General features: G+C 43.3%; 19 protein-coding genes. 12 read left to right on the forward strand and 7 right to left on the reverse strand.

Annotated elements, in window-relative coordinates; all coding sequences use genetic code 11:
- Positions 1–453 precede the first annotated feature (453 nt).
- Genes WKT20_RS11185 through WKT20_RS11195 form a run of 3 tightly spaced genes read left to right on the forward strand, consistent with a single transcriptional unit; the run spans position 454 to position 2,562 of the window.
- Positions 454–1,293 (forward strand): ABC transporter ATP-binding protein, encoded by an 840-nt coding sequence (locus WKT20_RS11185; RefSeq protein WP_117702815.1) that lies wholly within the window; start codon positions 454–456, stop codon positions 1,291–1,293.
- A gap of 10 nt (positions 1,294–1,303) precedes the next feature.
- Entirely contained in the window at positions 1,304–2,185 is an 882-nt protein-coding gene (locus WKT20_RS11190; protein WP_117702814.1) for a hypothetical protein, read from the forward strand.
- Positions 2,182–2,562, forward strand: a complete 381-nt coding sequence (locus tag WKT20_RS11195; RefSeq protein WP_117702813.1) for a GntR family transcriptional regulator — start codon at positions 2,182–2,184, stop codon at positions 2,560–2,562. The genes WKT20_RS11190 and WKT20_RS11195 overlap by 4 nt, the downstream gene beginning before the upstream one ends.
- Before the next feature lie 89 nt (positions 2,563–2,651).
- Here the strand turns inward: WKT20_RS11195 and WKT20_RS11200 are convergent, their stop codons facing one another.
- Together WKT20_RS11200 and gltX are read right to left on the reverse strand one after the other, a co-directional pair.
- Positions 2,652–3,872 (reverse strand): 3-deoxy-D-manno-octulosonic acid transferase, encoded by a 1,221-nt coding sequence (locus tag WKT20_RS11200; protein WP_270653483.1) that lies wholly within the window; start codon positions 3,870–3,872, stop codon positions 2,652–2,654.
- 8 nt (positions 3,873–3,880) lie between these two features.
- Positions 3,881–5,398, reverse strand: a complete 1,518-nt coding sequence (gene gltX / locus WKT20_RS11205; protein ID WP_118441838.1) for a glutamate--tRNA ligase — start codon at positions 5,396–5,398, stop codon at positions 3,881–3,883.
- An 85-nt stretch (positions 5,399–5,483) separates the two neighbouring features.
- Between gltX and WKT20_RS11210 the strand changes: the two genes are divergently transcribed.
- The gene (locus WKT20_RS11210) at positions 5,484–7,541 is read left to right on the forward strand and encodes an HD family phosphohydrolase (RefSeq protein WP_340417382.1); all 2,058 of its coding nucleotides are present in this window, start codon (positions 5,484–5,486) and stop codon (positions 7,539–7,541) included.
- 58 nt (positions 7,542–7,599) lie between these two features.
- Here the strand turns inward: WKT20_RS11210 and WKT20_RS11215 are convergent, their stop codons facing one another.
- The 5 genes from WKT20_RS11215 to WKT20_RS11235 form a co-directional block, all read right to left on the reverse strand.
- The gene (locus WKT20_RS11215) at positions 7,600–10,467 is read right to left on the reverse strand and encodes an exo-beta-1,4-galactosidase (protein ID WP_340417383.1); all 2,868 of its coding nucleotides are present in this window, start codon (positions 10,465–10,467) and stop codon (positions 7,600–7,602) included.
- 97 nt (positions 10,468–10,564) lie between these two features.
- Entirely contained in the window at positions 10,565–12,022 is a 1,458-nt protein-coding gene (locus tag WKT20_RS11220; protein WP_117702808.1) for an MFS transporter, read from the reverse strand.
- A gap of 219 nt (positions 12,023–12,241) precedes the next feature.
- The gene (gene kduI, locus WKT20_RS11225) at positions 12,242–13,162 is read right to left on the reverse strand and encodes a 5-dehydro-4-deoxy-D-glucuronate isomerase (protein WP_007560036.1); all 921 of its coding nucleotides are present in this window, start codon (positions 13,160–13,162) and stop codon (positions 12,242–12,244) included.
- A gap of 24 nt (positions 13,163–13,186) precedes the next feature.
- On the reverse strand, positions 13,187–14,578 hold the full coding sequence (locus tag WKT20_RS11230) for a PTS galactitol transporter subunit IIC (protein WP_340417384.1): 1,392 nt from the start codon (positions 14,576–14,578) through the stop codon (positions 13,187–13,189).
- Positions 14,579–15,032: 454 nt separating this feature from the next.
- Positions 15,033–15,443 (reverse strand): hypothetical protein, encoded by a 411-nt coding sequence (locus WKT20_RS11235; RefSeq protein WP_117702806.1) that lies wholly within the window; start codon positions 15,441–15,443, stop codon positions 15,033–15,035.
- 125 nt (positions 15,444–15,568) lie between these two features.
- Here WKT20_RS11235 and topA point away from each other — a divergent pair, with 125 nt between their 5' ends.
- The 8 genes from topA (at position 15,569) to WKT20_RS11275 (ending at position 23,248) form a co-directional block, all read left to right on the forward strand.
- Positions 15,569–17,902, forward strand: a complete 2,334-nt coding sequence (gene topA, locus WKT20_RS11240) for a type I DNA topoisomerase (protein ID WP_007560043.1) — start codon at positions 15,569–15,571, stop codon at positions 17,900–17,902.
- On the forward strand, positions 17,899–18,423 hold the full coding sequence (locus WKT20_RS11245) for a shikimate kinase (RefSeq protein ID WP_007560045.1): 525 nt from the start codon (positions 17,899–17,901) through the stop codon (positions 18,421–18,423). Before topA ends, WKT20_RS11245 begins: the two co-directional genes overlap by 4 nt.
- A 31-nt stretch (positions 18,424–18,454) precedes the next feature.
- The gene (gene speA / locus WKT20_RS11250) at positions 18,455–20,347 is read left to right on the forward strand and encodes a biosynthetic arginine decarboxylase (protein WP_118165282.1); all 1,893 of its coding nucleotides are present in this window, start codon (positions 18,455–18,457) and stop codon (positions 20,345–20,347) included.
- Positions 20,348–20,364: 17 nt separating this feature from the next.
- The gene (gene argB, locus WKT20_RS11255) at positions 20,365–21,138 is read left to right on the forward strand and encodes an acetylglutamate kinase (RefSeq protein WP_007560049.1); all 774 of its coding nucleotides are present in this window, start codon (positions 20,365–20,367) and stop codon (positions 21,136–21,138) included.
- Positions 21,139–21,202: 64 nt separating this feature from the next.
- Complete coding sequence (locus tag WKT20_RS11260; RefSeq protein WP_118165278.1) at positions 21,203–21,712, forward strand: RNA polymerase sigma factor; 510 nt, start codon at positions 21,203–21,205, stop codon at positions 21,710–21,712.
- Positions 21,702–22,181: a hypothetical protein gene (locus tag WKT20_RS11265; RefSeq protein ID WP_117702804.1), complete on the forward strand. Its 480-nt coding sequence runs from the start codon at positions 21,702–21,704 to the stop codon at positions 22,179–22,181. The genes WKT20_RS11260 and WKT20_RS11265 overlap by 11 nt, the downstream gene beginning before the upstream one ends.
- A 189-nt stretch (positions 22,182–22,370) precedes the next feature.
- Entirely contained in the window at positions 22,371–22,649 is a 279-nt protein-coding gene (locus WKT20_RS11270) for a LysO family transporter (protein WP_118244192.1), read from the forward strand.
- Positions 22,646–23,248: a lysine exporter LysO family protein gene (locus WKT20_RS11275; protein WP_117702802.1), complete on the forward strand. Its 603-nt coding sequence runs from the start codon at positions 22,646–22,648 to the stop codon at positions 23,246–23,248. The genes WKT20_RS11270 and WKT20_RS11275 overlap by 4 nt, the downstream gene beginning before the upstream one ends.
- The last annotated feature ends 40 nt before the right edge of the window (positions 23,249–23,288 follow it).

Raw genomic sequence — 23,288 nt, forward strand, 5'->3', positions numbered from 1 at the left:
TTTTTTTGTGTCCGTACGTCTGCGCCTGCGTCCGTTTCCGCTCCTTCCGCGGCAGGCCTCTTCCCTCTGCTGACGGTTTCTTTCCTTCCTTTCTTTCTTTCTTTCTCCCCTTGCTATCCTTTGTTTCCTTACCGCTCACCCGGACGGCTCTCAGAAATGCGGCAGGAGACGTTTCCTCCGAAAAGGAGAATCATTCTTTATCGGAAGCTCCGGATACGCTCAGAACGGGCGAAAATGTCTCTGGAAAGGAACTTGTTTCGGGGAACATGAATCTGAATCATCAGGCTGATAACTTCTATTCCTGTAATTCTAAGAATTAAAACTATTGGAGATAATTCATTTTATCTGTTAAAAGTTTTGTTGATGCTTGCAGATTAAAGAAAAAGAATTACATTTGCAGTGTACTAATAAGCTAATACACTAATATAATTTATTTACAACATGAACACGTCTATGATAAAAATCGAAGGGGTAACCTTCAGTTATGGAAAGAAAGCTTCCGTTTTTCAAGATTTCTCATTGAAAATGGAGGCTGGAAAGGTAATTGGTCTCTTGGGAAAGAATGGAACCGGAAAATCTACTTTACTTTATTTGATGAGTGGTTTGTTACGTCCACAAAGTGGTTTTGTATGGATGAAAGGGGTAGATGTCCAAAAGCGTCTACCGGTAACCCTGGAGGATATGTATTTGGTTCCGGAAGAATTCACTTTACCCAATTTAAGCTTACAGCAGTTTGTGAAAGTGAATGCACCGTTTTATCCCCGTTTCAGCCAGGAGTTGTTGCGGACATGTCTGGCCGATTTTGATTTGAATGAGGACATTCATTTGGGAGAGTTGTCCATGGGGCAGAAGAAAAAGGCTTATATGTGTTTTGCGCTGGCAGCCAATACCTCCTTGCTTCTGATGGATGAACCGACCAACGGATTGGACATTCCTTCTAAAAGTCAATTCCGGAAAGTAATAGCTTCAGGAATGACGGAAGAGAAATCGGTAGTGGTATCTACTCATCAGGTACGGGATATTGACCGTTTGCTGGACCAGGTGGTAGTGATTGATGGGAATGAGGTGTTGCTGAACCGTTCGGTAGTAGATATTACCGATAAACTGTTGTTTGCGGAGCAGGGTATGAATGAACCGACGGATGACGCGCTTTTTGTACAGCCATCCGTGCATGGAAACAGTGTGATATGGCCTAACCTTTCGGGAGAAGAAAGTCCGTTGAATCTGGAGTTGCTGTTCAATGCCCTGTTGACAGAACGTGAGAAAATACAAACGATATTTAATGATAAATAAATGACACGACATGATGGAGACAACTTTTAGTATGACACGCGTACAGCATATCATGCGACGCGATTTGATAGAGAACTGGAAAAGTAACCTTTATGGTTTGCTGGGTATTTTTGCAGCCTGCTTTTTCCCGATGTTGGGCTTTTTATGGTCGGCAGAACGCTGGACGGAAGAAGGTTATCCTGAAGTTTATTCTTTTGAGCGATTTTGCGGCAATATGTTGGGGATAATTGGTATGGTGGTTAGTGTGGCAATGATATATTATGCTTCCCACATCATGAAATGCATGGATAATAAGGAAAAACGTATTTCTTATTTATTACTTCCGGCTACGAAATTAGAGAAGTTCTTCTCTCGTGCCTTGTTTGTGACAATAGGCACTGTATTGATGATTCTGGTTGCCTTGCTGGCTTTGGAACTTACCCATTATTTGTTGTTGCCTGTGTTTGATTTACCGGCTGTGTATAGCCAGCCGATGTTAGTGGAAGTATTCTCTCTGAGATGGGCTCATGCTTCGGTAGATGCAACAGGAGAACCGGTCTATTCCTGGTGGCTGATGCAGCTACTTGTATGGATATTCTGCTTGTGGAATCATTCGCTTTTCATTTTGGGAGGAAGCTTTTGGTACAAACATCCTTTCCTGAAAACAATAGGGGCTTGTTTGGTTGTAACTATTTTAGGAGGAATCTTATTTGCGAATCTGGCAGAAGGAGGTTTTTTAACTCGCTTTTCAGATTGGATGCAGGAACACTATCAAGACACTCCACAAACTGTAAATGGATTGTTAACCATTATTTCAGTTGTCTTTCTTCTGTTTACTGTGTTCAACTGGTGGCTATCTTATCGGCTGTTTACTCGTTCAGAAGTTGTTAAACGAAAACTGTGGCGCCTATGACTTTTAAAGAGAATAAACCGATTTATTTGCAGATAGCCGACCGTATCATGGATGAGATTCTTCAGGAAGTGTATGAAGAAGAAGGACGTATCCTGTCGGTACGAGAATATGCAGGAATAGTGGAGGTAAATGCGAATACGGTAGTTCGTACGTATGATTATCTGCAGAGTCAGGGTATTATTTACAATAAGCGGGGTTTGGGATATTTTGTGTCAACTGGAGCTGCTCAGAAGATTATTGAACTTCGGAAGGCTGCTTTCCTCCAGCAAGTATTACCCGATGTATTCAAGGAAATGTATTTGCTGCATATTCCGATGGAAACTTTGTCTGAATTATTTGAGGGCTATAAGAAAGAACGGATGAAGTCTCAGGAATAAACAGTGGAAGATAATAATGAAAACGGAGCTGAAGTAAGAGGGATAGACTCTCTTTGCTTCAGCTCCGTTTTATTGTATGATTCTGCGACTTATAAAGTTACTGTATGCATAATCTTTTCCAAGGCACCGGCATTGTCTCGTACATAGTTTCCGGCTTTTTTCCCAGCCTTGTCCAAGGCTTCATAGTTATTCAGGAAGTTGTCCATAATCTTTTTGAAGTCCTCCGCTCCTTGTATTTCAAAGCCACCCTTGCATTGAAGCAAGCCCTGAGCTTCACGGAACCGCTTATTGTTAGGGCCGAAAATGACCGGCATACCATATACAGCAGCTTCCAGCACATTGTGGATACCTACGCCGAATCCACCTCCGATATAAGCAATTTCTCCATAGCGATAAATGGAAGACAACAGACCGAAACAGTCAATCAGCAGGCAATCGGCTTCTTTCACCTTTTCTTCCGTAGCCTGCGTATAACGCACTACGGTACGGTTCAGCTTGCCGATGATTTCCTTCAAATGGCTTTCATCAATCACGTGTGGTGCAATGATTAGCTTTACCTCCGGATGCGCATTGAGATAAGGAATGAAAATATCCTCATCCGGTCCCCAGGAACTTCCGGCTACAAAAGCAGTATGGTTTCCTTTGAATTTCTCTACCAATGGAAGTTCTTTAGCCTGACGGCAGATTTCCAACACCCGGTCAAAACGTGTATCGCCTACTACAGTGGTGTTAGTAATACCAATGGTGCGAAGTAATTGTACAGACGCTTCATCCTGCACGAACAGATGAGTAAATGTGTTCAGTACTTTTCGGTAACTTTTGCCATACCAGCGGAAGAAAATCTGTTCTTTCCGAAAGATGGAAGACACGCTGTAAACCGGAATATTTCGCCGTTGAAGTTCATTCAAGTAGTTCTGCCAGAATTCATACTTGATGAAGAAGGCCATATAAGGCTGGGCCAAATCTAGGAAACGTTTTACGTTGCTCGGTGTGTCCAACGGAAGATAGCAGACAATATCAGCTCCTTTATAGTTCTTTCGCACTTCATATCCCGAAGGAGAAAAAAATGTCTGAAGAATCTTATACTGAGGATAGGTTTTCCGGATTTCTTCTATCAGCGGGCGTCCTTGTTCAAATTCCCCTAAAGAAGCTGCGTGAAACCACAGATATTTTTCTCCGCGGATAATCTGTTTTTCCAGAATGTCAAAAGATTCCTTTTCTCCTTTGACCATCAGAGACACTTTCTTATTAAAAAGTGCAGCCAGTTTGACTGCACTTGTATAAAGAGCGATGATAAGATTATAAATCATGTCTTAGTTTATTTGAGAACCTCTACTGCACGGCGCATACGAGCCACTGTTTCTTCTTTTCCTAATACAGCCGAGATGTCAAACATGTGAGGACCTTTGCCTTCTCCTACCAGTGTCAGTCGGAAGGCATTCATGATGTTACCCAAGTGGTAGCCTTTATCTTCAATCCATTTCATGACTACTTCTTCCTGGTGAGTCAGTGAGAAATCGTCCAATGATTCCAGCAGTGCAGCCAGTTCGGTCATGCGTTCAGCTGAATCTTCTTTCCAGCGTTTCTTTACTGTCTTTTCATCATACTCTGTTGGAGCAACGAAGAAGAACTTGCAGGTATCCCACAATTCCTTGATAAAGCTTACACGGCCTTTCATCAGTCCGACTACGGTAACCACCTTGTCCATCGGGGCTTCGATGCCATGTTCCTTCAGAATCGGCATAAACAATTGTGCGATTTCTTCGTCACTCTTCATCAGGATATATTCATGGTTGAACCATTTTCCTTTTTCATAGTCGAATTTAGCACCCGCTTTGCTGCAACGATGCAGGTCGAACAATTTGATGAGTTCATCCATTGACATGATTTCCTGGTCATTACCCGGATTCCATCCTAGCAAAGCCAGGAAATTGATAACCGCTTCTGGCAGGTAGCCTGATTCACGGTATCCGGAAGAAACTTCTCCTGTTTTCGGATCATGCCATTCCAATGGGAATACAGGGAATCCCAAACGGTCACCGTCGCGCTTGCTCAGTTTACCGTTTCCGTCCGGTTTCAACAGCAATGGCAGGTGAGCGAATTCCGGCATCGTATCTTCCCAGCCGAAAGCACGGTACAGCAATACGTGTAGCGGAGCTGAAGGTAACCATTCTTCTCCACGAATTACATGTGATACTTCCATCAGGTGGTCGTCAACGATGTTAGCCAAATGGTAAGTAGGCAGTTCATCAGCTGATTTATATAACACTTTATCGTCGAGGATAGAAGAGTTGATAACTACCTCTCCACGAATCAGGTCGTGTACATGTACGTCTTCGTTCGGCTCAATCTTGAAACGAACTACATACTGTTTGCCTTCTGCAATCAGCTTGTCCACTTCTTCTTTCGGTAGAGTCAAAGAGTTGCGCATGGAAGTACGTGTAGAAGCGTCATACTGGAAATTCGGAATTTCCTGGCGTTTAGCTTCCAGTTCTTCCGGTGTATCAAAAGCGATGTAAGCCTTTCCGTTATCGAGCAACACCTGTACATATTTCTTGTAAATGTCACGGCGTTCCGACTGGCGGTACGGACCATAGTTTCCTCCAAAGCTGACACCCTCGTCAAACTGGATGCCTAACCATTTGAATGACTCGATAATGTATTCCTCAGCACCCGGAACGAAACGGTGTGAGTCAGTATCTTCAATACGGAAAATCAGTTCCCCGCCATGCTGACGAGCAAACAGATAATTGTACAAAGCGGTACGTACGCCGCCGATATGCAATGCACCTGTGGGACTTGGTGCAAAACGGACTCTTACTTTTCTTTCTGACATTGTGGTTTTTATCTAAAAATACGCCGCAAAATTAATCTAATTTTCCCGTTTTTTTCTTATTTTGCACGCAAAATATCTTTTTAACATGAAAAGTTTACAAACTGAGAAACAGTTTTCTTATAAAGGACTGTTATATAAACTGGCCATTTTCGTGGTAACAGTGTGTGTAATTGTGTATTTCTTGCCACGGGAGGGACGTTTTAATTATCAATTTGACATTAATAAACCTTGGAAGTACGGACTGCTTCAAGCTTCGTTCGATTTCCCGATTTACAAAGATGATGCCGAAGTGCAGCGGGAGCAAGACAGTATCATGCGTTTGTATAGTCCGTATTATCAAATGGATAAGACGGTAGCTGACCGGATGATTCAGCAGTTTAAAAAAGCGTATACCGATAGTCTGCACCGTATTATCCCTGCTCCAGCATATCAGCATCATATTGAGCGGTTACTGAAAGTTGTGTACGAGAAAGGAGTTTTTGCACCCAATGATTGGGAAAAGTTGCGTAAAGACAGTGTACGTTCTATCCAGTTGGTAGACAAAAATACGGCAAACCAGGTGGAGGTAAACGGACTTTATAGTTTTAAAACGGCATACGAAACATTGATTTATTCAGATACAGTACATTATCAGCGCTTGTTATTGCAACGGTGTAATCTGAATGAATACATTGCGCCTAACCTTTCGTATGATGCTTCCAAATCAGAGGCTGCAAAGCAGGATTTGCTTTCTGATCTTTCTTGGGCGAATGGTTTTGTGATGAACGGACAGAAAATCATTGACCGTGGAGAGATTATCGACAGTTATACGTATAATATTCTGAAATCATTGGAGAAAGAGTGGAACAAACGTAGTGAGACAGTGGCAGAGAAGCGTCTTACCTTGCTGGGACAAACGCTTTTTGTAGCCTTGCTGATAGGCTGTTTCATGATTTATCTGGAATTGTTCCGAAATGACTATTATGAAAAGCGGCGGACGCTGGCACTACTTTTTGTCATTATTGTAGCTTTCCCGGTACTATCTTCTGTCATGGTGGAACATGCATTTATGAGTGTTTACATTGTGCCGTTTGCTATGATACCTTTGATTATTCGTATCTTTCTGGATTCACGAACGGCGTTTGTAGCTCATATCATAACGATTCTGCTTTGTTCGATTTGTCTACGCACACCGCACGAATTTATATTGTTGCAAACAGCAGCTGGTATGGCCGGTATCTATAGTCTGCGGGAACTTTCCCAACGTTCACAATTGCTGCGTAGTGCGTTAGTTGTAGCTTGTGCATATGCACTGATGTATCTTGCACTTGATTTGATACATGTTAGTGATGTGGCACAATTGAGTACGCACATGTATGTCAATTTTATCATTAACGGTCTGTTGTTGCTGTTTACTTATCCTTTGCTGTTTATCCTGGAAAAGATGTTCGGATTTACCTCTAATGTTACATTGGTAGAGTTATCCAATATCAATAATAAATTGATGCGTGAGATGTCGGAAGTAGCACCTGGCACGTTCCAGCATTCTCTTCAGTTAGCCAATCTGACGGCAGCAGCTGCCAACCGTATTGGAGCCAATAGCCAGCTGGTACGTACGGGAGCTATGTATCACGACATCGGGAAGATGCTGAATCCGGCTTTCTTTACCGAAAATCAGTCGGGTGTGAATCCTCATGACCAGTTGAGCTACAAGCAGAGCGCACAGGTTGTAATCAGTCACGTGACCGATGGCATGAAACTGGCCGACAAGCACGATCTTCCACAAGTAATAAAAGATTTTATCTGTACTCATCACGGAAAAGGTTTGACTAAGTATTTCTATATTTCATATCAGAACGAACATCCCGGAGAAGAAGTAGACAAGGAAGCCTTCCGTTATCCAGGGCCCAATCCTTTTACAAAGGAACAGGCCATTCTGATGATGGCAGACTCGGTAGAAGCAGCTTCACGAAGTCTGGCTGAGTACACAGAAGAAAGCATCTCTGCTTTGGTGGAAAAGATTATCGACAGTCAGGTACAGGACGGGTACTTCAAGGAATGTCCGATTACGTTTAAGGATATCGCTACCGTGAAAGCCGTGTTTAAGGAAAAACTGAAAACGATGTATCATACTCGCATCAGTTATCCGGAATTGAAGAAATAGGCAGTTAGGAAATAAGAAAAGCCACAGAGTAAAATATTCTGTGGCTTTTCTGTATCTCTTATTTTATTTTAGGTTTTAATTCGTCTGGAGAGTCTTTCGTGTACAACATCGGTGAACCTGCGACCTTTGTAAATAACTCTTGAACCTGCTGAATTTCCACTCTTTGTTCAGGATGAAAATCATCAGAATTCATGTAATCAAGTATTGATTTCTTTAATTGGCGGGCTACTATTCGTTTTTCCGGTGCACTATCCAAATCCAATGTGGTCATAATCAGTTTGCCATTTAATACATTGGCTTCGAACAACACCCCGATTTTACGACTGATAAACCACGTATCAATACTTTGGATAAGTGGCTGGAAGTCTTTCCCGAAATCAGAAAATTGCATGATTGGTGCACGGTTCAATAATTCCCACCATTGCAGGTTGCTATGATATTCGGTCGGGAACTTCTGGAAAAGAGGATGATGAGGGTTAAGCAGGATACCGGTAGTATGGGGTGGGCGCATCTTGAACCAGGAAGTGTTCCAGAATACCGGGGTAAAGTACTGTACGACTTCTTTGCCATATGTTACTTTCTTTCCTGCCTTGATAAGCACTTTTCCTCCCTTTTCCAGTATTTTACGTGCTTTGTTGTCTAGTGTGTCTGTCTGATATATGGTTTCATCAGATGCGAAGTCCACGCTTTCAGGATATACCCAGAAATCCCAGTCATTAACTGCGTCTGTTCCTTCCACTTGTACCTCTATATTAAGTTTCATAGCCGATGGAATATCTTTCAACGGAAAATCAACCTGTCCGATATGATTCAGGTTACCGATTGGAATATCCGTCTGACCGATGACACCGTGTGAATAGACTTTTCCGTATGCATCAGTTATGCGGTAGCATACTTTTGCTGCCTGAAGCGGTTCTGCTCCGAAATGAGCGATCTCTATATTGGCATGAAACGTTTCGTTAGTGGTATATACGAACTTTTCTGTGCGCAAGAGCGGGACAGTCGGCGCACAAAACCGGCGCCATTCTTCGGCATTTATATAACCTTTTTCTTCAAAGAAGACATCCAGAATACCTACTAGTGCCGTACCTTGTCCGGAATAGTCATTCAGAGCCAGCAACTGGAATCCTGCATAGTCTGGGGTACGCAGGGTACGCTCGATTTCATGTTTATAGCATAGTGCCTGTAATTTTCCTGAAGCCATCATGAAATCTTGCCCTTTGCCTTCCATGCCGTGCGTGTGTAGAAGGTGTTGGAATATTTCAAAGTTTCCTGCTTTGTTGACTCCCGTATATTTTTTGATTTCATTGAAATTGGGGAATACACACCATTGTCCGGTTTCGTGTGAAACGAACGGTTGTTTAACCGTATCAAGATACTCTCTGAAGTCAGTCATCGTTTCCGGACGCTTGCTTTTCCAGTTCAATCCTCTTACTCCAGCTTTTACGTGGTACTGGCTTTTAGGTTGCCATGCCCATCCTCCACCTACGGAAGCACCGGTATATACCCGGCGTGAATCTTTGGCTTTCCAATAGTCCACAAAGCGAGAAACCCATGGAACCCAGCCCCCTGAGGGCTCATTTCCACAAGCCAGCATGCAGAAAGAGGCGTAGTTCCCGTATCTTTGTGTCATACGGATAGTTTCTTCCAGTAGGTATTTGTCAATGTATTGTCCTTGTCCCAGACGGACGTCATGGTTGGGCCAGCTTGGTCCCTCTGGTTGCAGATAAAAACCTACGCGGTCGGCAGCTTTAAAGGCTGCTTCCGGCGGACAATAAGAGTGAAACCGCATGTGATTGAGACCATAGTTCCGACAGATGCGGAATACACGCTCCCAGCTTTCTACATCCATTGGAGGATAGCCAGTCAGCGGAAAGTCGCAATTCTCTACGGTACCTCGCAGCATGGTTCTTCTTCCATTTACATAAAACCAGCGTCCCTGGATTGTGAATGTACGCATACCAAATTCTACTTCTCGTGTGTCACTCTGATTTGCTTGTGTAAGCGTGGCTGTCAATTTATAGAGTGTCGGATGAAATTCGTCCCATAATTGTACATCTTTTCCCATGGGCAAGACCATCTCAAGGGTATCCTTTAAGTCGTTTTTGGAGAAGGCTTGTGTGATTTCCGGTACATGATGAGGAATGCCACTGTTAAAACTTTCGGCCTTCAAGGAAAGTTTTACAGGACTTTTATGGCCTTGTATGACCATACGTACACGGGCCTGTTGTTTGTCGGGTTCCGGAAATACCTGAATGTCTTTAAAGGATATTTCAGGAAGAACATAGAGATACATGCGACCTACCACACCGTTCCAGTTTCCTTGCGTGTGGTCTGTGATGCTATGGGAGTTTTGACCTACCTTAGCACAACTGTCGTGATTGTCGATGCGTAGAGTAAGTGTTGATGTTCCGGGACGAACTGCTGCAGTAATATCATACTCATGAGGTGTACTCAGGCTGTTTTGCGAACCTATACGCTGGTTGTTTATCCAGACTGTTGTTTCAATATGTGGACGTTCCAGAAACAGCATCACGCGTTTGCCTTTCCAAGACGAAGGTATGTGTATTTCCCGTTTATACCAGGCAGCTCCTACATAACGTCGCTCAGGAGTAAGGAAGAAGGGAAACTTTACATTCCCTGTGCGTCGGAACATTTCCAGTTCCGGGTTATAATAGAAAGAACTGTCGTAAAGTGATCCTGTCCATTGGGTTTGCAATGAAGGGCGTTCTCCTTTCAGTTTTTCCGGCATAGAACCGGGCAGGTTGATTTTGTCGTTAAGAGGATGGGCGTACCATTTCTCGTCAATTCCTTTATTTTCTTTGTCAATCTGAAAAGACCATTCTCCAGCCAAATCAATGACATTCTGTGCATGAAGCAATTGGGTGATAAGCAGGAGATAAAAAACAAAAATGTGTTTTCTCATAAATACCAGTAACTATAAAAAAATTATCGAGGCAAATGTAAGGTTTGGTACTTACATATCCCTCGATAATTCTTCAAATAGCTGGAATATTGTGTATTTATACCTTAATCAATTTATATTTAGGCACAAGGGCTTTCATTACACACCATGCTATGAGGTAGGCTACGGCACAGATACAGAAAATGATGAAGTATCCGGCTTCTTTTCCTTCAAAACCTAAGAATACCATTTGGGTTTCTGCCGCATAGTCGAACAAGATTCCTGAGCACATATTGATGAGGAATGCTCCTACACCGCCTGCCATTCCTCCAATGCCGATGATGGTAGCTACGGCACTCTTTGGGAACATATCACTTCCTACAGAATAGATATTAGCTGACCATGACTGGTGGGCAGCTCCTGCGATACCGATGATGATAATCGGAAACCAATAAGAAATGTTACCCAATGGCTGTGCAAAAAGTGCGAATAACGGGAATACGGCAAAAATCAGCATAGCCTGCATGCGGGCTGCGTATGGATTCTTTCCTGTTTTGTTGATAATGATAGTAGGTAATTTACCTCCGTAAATGGAAAGCATGGTAATGGCATACAATACGAATATCAGCAACTGGGCTGTTGCGCTGTCTGAAGAGAATCCATATACGTCGGAGATATAGGCAGGGGTCCAGAAAAGGAAGAACCACCAGACTCCGTCTGTCAGGAATTTTCCAAAGATAATGGCCCAGGTCTGACGGAACTTGAAACATTGCCAGAGGGAGATTTTGGGCTCGTCTTCTGTGTGAACGTCTGCTTCCTCATTCTTTTTATCCTGCTGGATATAGGCAAGCTCGGCAGTATTTACCTGTGGGTTTTCTTGTGGCTTTTTGTACATGAACATCCAGAGTCCCATCCAGATAAATCCCAGTGCACCAATTACGATAAAAGCCATTTCCCATCCGTTACCTACACCAATACTTTTAAAATAGCTGGCAAGTGGGGGAATACTGACAGGGGCTATGAGGGCACCGATGGTAGATCCGGCATTAAAGATAGATGTCGCAAAGGCACGGTCTTTTTTGGGGAAGTATTCAGCGGTGACTTTAATGGCTGCGGGAAAGTTGCCCGATTCACCTACGGCCAGCACGATGCGTGCTGCAATGAAATAGTACACGCTGGTGATGGCAATGGTAGAAGTAAGTGCACCTGAAGCTGCAATCATTTCATTGACATCCTTAAGTCCCAGACTCATTTCTGTAGCCCATCCGCAAAGTGCGTGCAAGCAGGCGCCGAGCGACCAGATGGCAATGGCCCAGAGATATCCCTTTTTACTTCCCAGCCAGTCTACAAATCGTCCGGCAAAAAGGTTGGCAATGGCGTAGACAATTGAAAAGATAGCAGTAATAGTTCCGTAGTGTGTGTCTGTCCAGTGGAACTCCGGTGCAATAAAGTCTTTCCACGTAAGTGACAGAACTTGGCGGTCCAGATAATTGACCGCTGTGGCGAAAAAGAGCATAGAGCAAATAATCCATCGGTAGTTGCTCATTGTTTCGCTCGATGTTTTGGTTGTACTCATATATGATATTAGATTAGTTTGTTTTGGCACAAAGATAATTTTCTTACAAGCGAAAAGCCTGTAAATATTGGTGAAAAACCTGCATTAATTGGTCAGGTGTGTTTACAACCACAATGAAATGACAAATTCCACATACTTGGCAGATTCTTGGTTTAAGAAATTCTGTGTAAGTCTGTGGAATTTGTGTATTAGGATATACCCCCGATAGGGAAGTATGTGTTATTTCATTTCAGTGTATTTAATTTTGTCCATGTCTCCGTAGTCAAGGTTCTCACCTGCCATACCCCAGATGAACATGTAGTTGCTTGTTCCGGCTGCAGCGTGGATAGACCATTCCGGTGACATGATAGCCTGTTCGTTGGCAAGCCATACCAGGCGTTCTTCCTGCGGTTCTCCCATCAGGTGGCAAATCATGTTACCTTCAGGCACGTTGAAATAGAAATAAGCTTCGATACGACGGCTGTGAGTGTGAGCAGGCATGGTGTTCCATACGCTTCCTGGCTTCAACTCTGTCAGACCCATCTGCAACTGGCAAGGACCTTCCTGCAGTACGTTCTTTACAATCAGCTGGTTGATGACACGGTCGTTACTTTCTTCCATCTTTCCGGCAGCCATTGAGTTAGCTTTCAAAGAACCCTTGCGTCCATCGATGGTAATCCACTGAGTCTTGTATTCCTTGTGTGCAATGGCAGAGTTGATGTAGAACTTAGCCGGTTTGCTGGCATCCTTGCTCTTGAAAGTTACTTTCTGGTTGCCACGTCCTACGTAGAGAGCTTCCTTGAATTTCAACTCATATTCCTTTCCGTCTACAGTTACGATACCGTCGCCACCGATGTTGATGACACCTAATTCACGGTTAAACAAGAAGTAAGGAGCTTTCAGCGGATCGATAGTGTCCAGTGATAATTCTTTATTTACCGGCATTGCACCACCAAAGATGAAACGATCGTACATAGAGTAAGTTACGTTGATCTCATCAGCTACCAACACTTTCTCCATCATAAAGCTGCTGCGCAGTCTCTGTGTGTCGTATGTCTTTACGTCTTGCGGATTGCATGCAGTCTGCATCCGGTAGTTAACCTGAGCATTAGCAGAAAGAGCTGCTACGCCCAGCATCATAGCCATAGCTAATTTTTTCATAAGCGTTTGTTTATTTATTGGTTTTTATTCTTCAATGTGTTTTGCTTCCTTGATAATGCGGCGACGGTTGTAGATAGCCATTGCCAGTGTGAGGATAACCAGTATGCTTGAACCCACAATCTTGAAGTTGTAGACCGCATGGAATATCACCCATGAGAAGATACTGGAGGCAAAGTCAAGTGCACCTCCCTGGAATCCTTCCGGAATCTGTACGGCCGGATCGTTTGTTCTGACAAACACATCCTGCGCAGCTTGTGTAAAGAATGGAGCCAAGTCTGTTACGAAATACAGGCCTACAATCAGTGCAACCAAACCAATCAGGAAGGTTTTCAGTACGTTACCTTTTGTAATAGGTAGTACGGCAGGGAACAAGTAGAACATACCGGCCAATGAAGCTAACGGTAAGAACTGGTTGTTGGGTAATACTACTGACAGGAACAAAGCTACGGGAATGAGCAGCAAAGAAACCACCAGCGTAGTCGGGTGACCAATTACCAGTGCCGGGCTCATACCGATGTTGAGGCTTGCGCTGTTTTTGAATTTGCGGGCAATCAGTTCACGGGTTGCATCAGAAATCGGACGCAAACCTTCGATAAATAAAGAAGTGATACGTGGAATAAGCTCCATTACTGCTCCCATTTTGATACCCAATCCTAAAATAGCCGGAATTCCGTCAACTAGTTCCTGGCTGTTTTTGCAGGCCAGAGCACCGATACCACAACCTACTACTACTCCAAGGAACAGAGGTTCTCCCATGATACCGAACTTTCTTTTCATGCCTTCTGCATCGATGTTCAGTTTATCGAATCCTGGAATCATATCCAAGGCTTTATTGATAACAAGGGCGAAAGGAACGAATCCCTGACAGAAGGGCTGTGGAATAGAGATACCGTCCATTTTATCGTAATATGACTGGAACTGCTTGCAAGTCAGGTCGGCCATAATCAGGGTGATGATGTAACAGATAATTGCAGAGAAGAATCCCCACCAGATATTTTCTGTCGCAAAATAAACTACTGCTCCAATGAAAGCAAAATGCCAGTAGTTCCATAAGTCGATGTTAACAGTTTTGGTCGTTTTAGTCAGTAGCATGACAATGTTTACTCCCAAACATACAGGGATGATGAATGCACCGACAGAAGTGTTATAAGCTACCGAAGCTGCAGCAGGCCATCCCATGTCAAAGATACCCAGTTTCAGTCCGTAGATTTCCGTTACCTTTTTCAACGGCTCTCCCAAACTGCTGGTCAAAAGAGCTGTTACAACAGAAAGTCCGACGAATCCGACTCCGACCAGCAAACCGCTTTTCAGTGCCTTGCCGAAGTTAATTCCGATACATACTCCCAGAATGGTAAACAGAATAGGCATCATCACGGCTGCTCCGAGCCCGATGATATAGCTAAATACTTGTTCCATGTCTTTTCTTTTGTCCTTTAAAAATGTGGATTTAGGTTAAAAATAAATGATTTCGACCCAAAAGTACAGCCTTTTATTCTAATTTCCAATTGAAAATCCGTTATTTTCGAAACTTTGCTGATTTAATAACATTTTTTTCGTTTACGCACACGGATAGACTTTCTCTAAGAAACCTTGTTTGATTTGTTTCAATTTGAAGAAGGAGAGATTTCTGACCAGAAAATAAAAAGAGTTAAAAATATAATTGAAATGTAAAAGGAGAAAAGTAAGAAACGTAGAAGGAATTTTTTATTCAGCTTGGGGCGCTTTTTATATTTCTTTGCTCGGAAACGTACGTCTCTCAATGCAGAACCCTACGTTTCCGGTGAGGGAAACATTGGGTTTTGCATTGAGAAACATAGTAAAGTAATGAAGGGTTTGCCAATAAACTACGTGGCATATTTAATTTATCCCTTTACTCATTTGCTGTTTCTTGAATAAAAATTTTGCCGTTTTTCTTTTCCACTGCAATCTGGCTACCCTCTGGATTCAGGTTGAAGGGAGTAATTTCATCGGTGTGATTGTCTACCACCATCAGTGTGCTTTCTTCTGCAAAACGTTTCACTTGAAATTTGACGGAGCTCTTCCCGATATTTGAATTAAATAGCAGACTGTCATTAATATAAATTGAAAGGCTGTCTCCTGTGAAAGAATCTGTTATTTCTACTGTATAAATTCCGGCAAATGCTTTTTCCTTGTCATTACTCTTAGACTGGTTGCGAAAGCCCAGATACAAGAAAAGGCATACGATAAAGAATACCCCGAAGGCCAGTATTCCGTTTCCTATCATGAATTGTTTGTTGCTGTTGATACTTTTATTGTTCATAATTAAGGTAGTTATAAAGTATATTCCCCTGCAAAGTAAGTTATTTTCAGTTTGTTTATCGTGTATGTTATAATTTTTTTTCTACATTTGTCACGGAATTATATAAAAACGGAATACAGAATATCATGCAAAATAACCTGGTCATAGTGGAGTCTCCGGCAAAAGCTAAGACGATTGAAAAGTTTTTGGGGGAGGGTTATAAAGTATTGTCAAGTTATGGTCATATCCGTGACTTGAAGCAAAAAGCGTTCAGTATTGATATAAAAGATCATTTCAATCCGATTTATGAAATACCGGAAGATAAGAAAAAACTGGTGGCAGAGTTGAAAGAAGAAGCTGCCAAGGCCGACATGGTGTGGCTCGCATCCGATGAGGACCGTGAAGGAGAAGCTATTTCCTGGCACTTGTTTGAGGTATTAAATCTGGATCCTGAAAAGACACGACGGATTGTATTCCATGAAATTACGAAGACGGCTATATTGAAGGCTATAGAGCATCCGCGTCATATCAACATTGATTTGGTCAATGCCCAGCAGGCTCGTCGTGTACTCGACCGCATTGTGGGATTTGAACTTTCACCGGTGCTCTGGCGTAAAATCAAGCCAGCTCTTTCGGCTGGACGAGTACAGTCGGTTGCCGTACGTCTGATTGTAGAGCGCGAGCGTGAAATCAATGCGTTTACTTGTGAAGCTTCTTATAAAGTAGTTGCTATATTTAAGGACGCAGAAGGGGCGGTGGTTCGTGCTACGCTCGGGAAACGATTCAAAACAAAAGAAGAGGCACAGCGTTTCCTTGAGAAATGTAAGGATGCTACCTTTAAAATAAAAGATATTACTACACGGCCGGTTAAAAAGTCGCCGGCACCTCCTTTTACCACTTCCACACTCCAGCAGGAAGCTGCCCGTAAGCTTGGGTATACCGTGGCACAGACCATGATGATTGCGCAGCGTCTGTACGAAAGCGGATTGATTACTTACATGCGTACCGACTCGGTAAATCTTTCTGAACTGGCCTTGTCTACAAGCCGGGATACCATTCTTTCTCTGATGGGTGAGCGCTATGTACATACACGTCAGTATGCCACAAAAACCAAAGGAGCTCAGGAAGCGCATGAGGCAATTCGCCCGACATATATGTCAAATGAATCTATTGAAGGAAGTTCACAGGAGGTACGTTTGTATGAATTGATATGGAAACGCACGCTGGCTTCACAGATGGCCGATGCAGAATTGGAAAAGACGACAGCAACCATTTCGGTTAGTGGCTGTGAAGATGAATTCCAGGCTGTGGGCGAAGTAGTCACATTCGATGGCTTTTTGAAGGTCTACAAGGAGTCATTTGATGAGGATGTGGAACAGGAAGATGCCACTGGGCTTCCTAAAATGGAGGTTGGAGAGGTTCTGCAGCGTGAAGAAATTGCTGCTGTACAGCGTTTCAGTCAGGCTCCGGCACGTTATACAGAAGCTAGTCTGGTGCGTAAACTGGAGGAGCTGGGTATTGGCCGTCCGTCTACATACGCTCCTACGATTTCCACTATTCAGCAAAGAGGATATGTAGAGAAAGGTAACAAGGAAGGAGTGAAACGTGAGTATTCATTGTTGAAACTGACGGGAAAAGATATAAAGGAAACTGTACAGACGGAAATGAGCGGAAGTGAGAAATCCAAACTGATTCCTACCGATGTGGGTTGTGTGGTTAACGACTTCCTGATGCAGTATTTCCCGAAAATTATGGACTATAACTTTACGGCCAGCGTAGAAAAGGAATTCGACGAAGTGGCCGAAGGGGAAAAGAAGTGGACTGATTTGATGGAGGTGTTCTATGAGAACTTCCACCCGCTGGTAGAAACTACATTGGCTACGAAGACTGAACATAAAGTAGGTGAGCGTATGCTGGGAACTGATCCGAAGAGCGGTAAGCCCGTATCGGTGAAAATCGGACGTTTTGGACCAGTGGTACAGATTGGCTCTTCTGACGATGAAGAGAAGCCTAAATTTGCTCAGCTGAATAAGGAGCATTCACTGGAGACAATTACACTGGAAGAGGCACTTGATTTGTTTAAGTTACCGCGTGTGTTGGGTGAACTCGATGGAAATGCTGTTTCAGTAGGAGTTGGTCGTTTTGGTCCCTATGTGCGTCATGGTAATGAATATGTGTCTATCCCGAAGGAGATGGATCCGATGGCTGTAACTTTTGAAGAAGCCGTACAGATGTTGTCCGAGAAGAAAGAAAAAGAAGCACAGAAAATTATCAAGCAGTTCCCTGAGAATCCCGATATGCAGATTCTGAATGGTCGTTACGGACCTTACATTGCTTACCAGAAGAAAAATTATAAGATTCCTGAAAACGTGAATCCGGCAGACTTGAACTTGGATGCTTGTTTCAAGGTGATTGAATTGCAAGCTCAGAAAGCCGAGATGCGCAAGGCGAAAGGAGCAAAGGCGAAGGCAAAGAAATGAAAAGAGTTTTCCTGATTGGCTATATGGGTTCGGGAAAAACCACACTGGGCAAGGCTTACAGTGCAGCTACCGGACTACAGTTTGTCGACCTCGACTGGTATATCGAGGAACGTATGCATAAATCCATTTCCGACTTGTTTGCGGAAAGGGGAGAAGAAGGCTTCCGCTTGCTGGAGCAGAAGATGCTGCACGAGGCGGGAGAATTTGAGAATGTATTGATTGCATGCGGAGGAGGCACTCCTTGCTTTTTCGATAACATGGACTATATGAATCATACAGGCGAAACAGTATTTTTGGATGTATGTCCGGAAGTACTGTTCCGTCGTTTAAAGATAGCAAAGGCCAAGCGTCCGCTGTTGGCGAATAAAACGGACGAAGAGCTGATGCAGGTTATTACTTCTGCTTTGGAAAAAAGACTTCCTTATTATTCTAAGGCCAAATGGCGTTTCAACGCAGAAGAACTTGAAAGTTATGCACAGATTGACAGAGCGGTAAGCCGCTTGAATGAATTGATAAATTAAAGAAGTATAAATCTAGACTTTATGTAGTGAAATGAGAAAATGGCGTATTGAAGACTCTGAAGAGCTCTACAACATCACGGGGTGGGGCGTTTCATACTTTAGTATCAATGACAAAGGTCATGTGGTAGTAACTCCACGAAAAGACGGAGTAGCCGTCGATTTGAAGGAACTGGTAGACGAGTTGCAGTTGAGGGACGTAACCGCTCCTATGCTGGTACGTTTTCCGGATATTCTGGACAACCGGATTGAGAAAATCTCCAATTGCTTTACACAAGCTTCTGAAGAATATGGCTATCAGGCTCAAAACTTCATTATTTACCCGATTAAGGTAAATCAGATGAGACCGGTAGTGGAGGAAATTATCAGTCATGGAAAGAAATTTAATTTAGGACTGGAGGCCGGTTCAAAACCGGAACTTCATGCTGTAATTGCCATTAATACGGATTCAGATTCACTGATTATCTGCAACGGCTATAAGGATGAAAGCTATATTGAACTGGCTTTGCTGGCGCAGAAAATGGGTAAACGTATTTTCCTGGTGGTAGAAAAGTTGAACGAGCTTCGACTGATTGCCAAGATGGCCAAGCAGCTGAATGTACGTCCGAATATTGGTATTCGTATCAAATTAGCTTCTTCCGGTAGCGGAAAGTGGGAAGAAAGTGGAGGAGATGCCAGCAAGTTCGGATTGACTTCCAGTGAGTTGCTCGAGGCACTTGATTTTCTGGAAAAGAAAGAAATGCAAGATTGCCTGAAGCTGATTCATTTCCACATAGGTAGTCAGGTGACAAAGATACGTCGCATCAAGACTGCATTGCGCGAGGCTTCTCAGTTCTATGTGCAGTTGCATCAGCTAGGCTACCCGGTAGAATTCGTAGATATAGGTGGAGGGTTGGGAGTGGATTACGACGGTACCCGCTCTGCTAACAGTGAAAGTAGCGTGAACTATTCCATTCAGGAATATGTGAACGACTCTATTTCCATCATGGTGGATGCCAGCAACAAAAACAATATTCCTCATCCGAACATTATTACAGAAAGTGGCCGTTCACTGACTGCTCATCATTCGGTGTTGATTTTTGAGGTGCTGGAAACAGCTTCACTGCCTTCTATGGACGAAGACTTTGAGGTGAGTGCAGACGATCATGAACTCGTGCAGGAACTTTATCAGATTTGGGATAACCTGAATCAGAGCCGTATGCTGGAAGCATGGCATGATGCTCAGCAGATTCGTGAAGAATCGCTGGATTTGTTCAGTCACGGTATTGTCGATTTGAAGACACGTGCACAGATTGAACGTATGTACTGGTCGGTTACACGTGAAATAAATCAGATTGCATCGGGCTTGAAGCATGCACCGGATGAGTTTCGTAATTTGGACAAGCTGTTGGCTGATAAATATTTCTGTAACTTCTCTCTGTTCCAGTCGTTGCCGGATTCCTGGGCGATTGACCAGATTTTCCCTATCATGCCGATTCAGCGTCTGGATGAACGTCCTGACCGTACGGCTACTTTGCAGGATATTACTTGTGACTCGGATGGGAAGATTGCCAACTTCGTGACCAGCCGTAACGTGGCACACGACTTGCCTGTACATACCATCAAGGCAAAGGAATCGTATTATATCGGTGTGTTCCTGGTGGGAGCTTACCAGGAAATTCTGGGAGATATGCACAACTTGTTCGGCGATACTAATGCCGTACATGTTAGTGTGGATGAGAAAGGTTACAGCATTGACCAGGTGATTGATGGAGAAACCGTGGCCGAAGTACTCGACTACGTGCAGTATAACCCGAAGAAGCTGGTACGTACCTTGGAAACTTGGGTGACGAAGTCTGTGAAAGAAGGACGTATCTCGCTGGAGGAAGGAAAGGAATTCCTGGCAAATTATCGTTCCGGATTGTATGGATATACTTATCTGGAGTAATTTAAGAAAGCAGAATTATGAAAGAAAAACTGACAGTTATAAAAGTAGGAGGAAAAATCGTAGAGGAACCTGATACATTGAATCAGTTGCTCGATGATTTTTCATCTCTGTCTGGCTATAAGGTGCTGGTGCATGGAGGAGGTCGCTCTGCTACTCGTATTGCTTCACAGTTGGGAATTGAAAGCCAGATGGTAAATGGACGTCGTATTACCGATGCAGAAACCTTGAAGGTGGTAACGATGGTTTACGGCGGACTTGTCAACAAGAATATTGTGGCCGGTTTGCAGGCAAAAGGCGTGAATGCCGTAGGTCTGACAGGAGCAGATATGAATGTAATCCGTTCTGTGAAACGTCCGGTGAAAGACATCGATTACGGCTATGTAGGAGATGTAGAGAAAGTAGACGGAAAGGCCCTGGCTGACCTAATTCATCGTCAGATTGTACCAGTGATGGCACCATTGACGCATGACGGGAATGGAAATCTGCTGAATACGAATGCCGATACCATTGCCGGAGAAACCGCAAAGGCTTTGGCCGAGTATTTTGATGTGACATTGGTGTACTGCTTTGAAAAGAAAGGGGTGCTACGTGATGAGAATGATGATGACAGTGTAATTCCGGTGCTAACTCCCGATTTATTTAAACAGTATGTGGAGGAAGGAATCGTGCAAGGTGGTATGATTCCCAAGCTGGAAAATTCTTTTTCAGCCTTGGATGCCGGTGTGTCACAGGTCGTAATAACCTTAGCATCAGCTATTCATAAAGATTCCGGAACAATTATCAGAAAATAATTCAAAAAAAATGGCGGGTGGGTGTAACTTTTATGAAACTCACCCGTCATTAGTATAGAGAGCCATGCAAGAGATCAGTTTTCGTGACAATATTCTGCCGCTGAAAGATAAGTTTTTCAGGTTGGCCTTGCGTATTACGTTCGACCGGGCAGAGGCGGAAGATATTGTTCAGGATGCACTGATTAAGGTGTGGAACAAGCGTGACGAGTGGGGAGAGTTGGAATCCATAGAAGCCTATTGTCTGACAGTGGTTCGTAATTTAGCTATTGACCGAAGTCAGAAAAAAGAGGCTCAGAATCTGACCTTGACACCGGAAACGCAGGAAATGCCGGATGCACAGACTCCCGAAAGCCAGTTTGAACGGAACGAACAATTCCAGTTGGTACACAGGCTGGTGAATGAACTCCCGGAAAAGCAACGGACCATTGTTCAGCTTAGGGATATTGAAGGTAAGAGTTATAAGGAAATTGCTGATGTGTTGGGGATTACGGAAGAGCAAGTGAAAGTAAACCTTTTCAGAGCCCGACAACGCATCAAATTAAAATACAGTGAGATTAACGATTATGGACTATAAGTACATTGAACAACTTTTGGAACGCTACTGGAACTGTGAAACCTCAGTAGAGGAAGAACAGATTCTTCGGATTTTCTTTCAGCAGAAAGAACTTCCTGCTCATTTGCGTCGCTATCGTTCTTTGTTTACTTACCAGGAAGAAGCTGCCGAGATGAAACTGGGTGATGATTTTGACAAGCGTGTGCTTGCAGAAATTGAACGTCCGGTAGTAAAAGCCAGAAAGCTGACGCTTTATTCACGTTTTATGCCTCTGTTCAAGGCTGCGGCTATGATGTTGCTGCTTTTTACATTAGGAGGAGTAGTGAAACATGCGACAGACGAGGGAAGTTCCTCTGGTATTGTATATGTGCATGATCAGTTTAAGGACCGTCAGGCAAATCCACAGGTTGCCTATGAAGGTGATTCGGTGAAGACGCTGATTCGGGAGACATCTTCCAAGCCCAGACTGGAAGAAAACAGTAATAGATAGAACATTTTCATTTGCTTTTATATAAATAGTTAGTGCTTATTAAAACTTAAAACAACAACGAGGCTGTGAAGTTTCAATTCTCTCAAAATTAAATTACTAACTAAATAAAAAAGGATTACCGCGTGAGCAGTAGTCCTTTTTTATTTGGAATATTTCGCTATTTTTGCCGCAAAATTCAGATAAGAACACATGTTTACAGTTATTGGAGTTATGCTGGGGGGGATGTTGATAGGATTTCTCCTTCGCCGTCAGGAGTTTTCGTGGATTGGTAAAGTCATTACCTTGTTAATTTGGGCATTGTTGTTTCTGTTGGGAATAGAGGTCGGAGGTAATCGACAGATTGTAGAAGGACTTGGCACTTTGGGGGTAGAGGCTTTTGTGATTACATTAGCTTGTGTGCTGGGCAGCTGTATTCTAGCCTGGGGATTATGGTACTTACTGTATAAAAAGAAAGGAGAAAAGGCATGAAAGGAAGTTTGATTATTATTGGCTTTTTTATTCTGGGCACATTGTGTGGCCTTTTTCATCTGATTCCTTTTGATATAAGTAAAAGTAATATCAGTTTCTATGCTTTATGCGCCCTGATGTTTAGTGTAGGATTGAGTGTGGGACATGATCCGCAGACATTGAAGAACTTTCGTTCGCTGAATCCACGTCTGATCTTTCTTCCAGTAGCTACTATATTGGGCACTGTTTCTGCCGCAGCTCTGGTAAGCTTAATGCTTCCTCATCGCAGTGCTTCTGATTGTATGGCTGTGGGAGCAGGGTTCGGATATTATTCTCTTTCCAGTATTTTTATTACGCAGTATAAGGGACCGGAGCTGGGTACCATTGCTTTGCTTTCCAACATTATGCGTGAGATTATTACTTTACTTTGCGCTCCTCTGCTGGTGCGTTGGTTTGGTAATCTGGCCCCTATATCGGCTGGGGGAGCTACTACTATGGATACTACGTTGCCTATCATTACTCGTTGCTCAGGGCAGCAGTTTGTGGTAGTCGCCATATTTCATGGCTTTGTGACAGATTTCAGTGTGCCGTTTCTGGTCACATTCTTTTGTTCTATTTGATGAATCGTCTTTTAGGAATAAAATACGGCCCTCGACGTAA

The sequence above is a fragment of the Phocaeicola sp. ICN-14070 genome (assembly GCF_037892625.1).
In the GTDB taxonomy this organism is placed as follows: domain Bacteria; phylum Bacteroidota; class Bacteroidia; order Bacteroidales; family Bacteroidaceae; genus Phocaeicola; species Phocaeicola plebeius.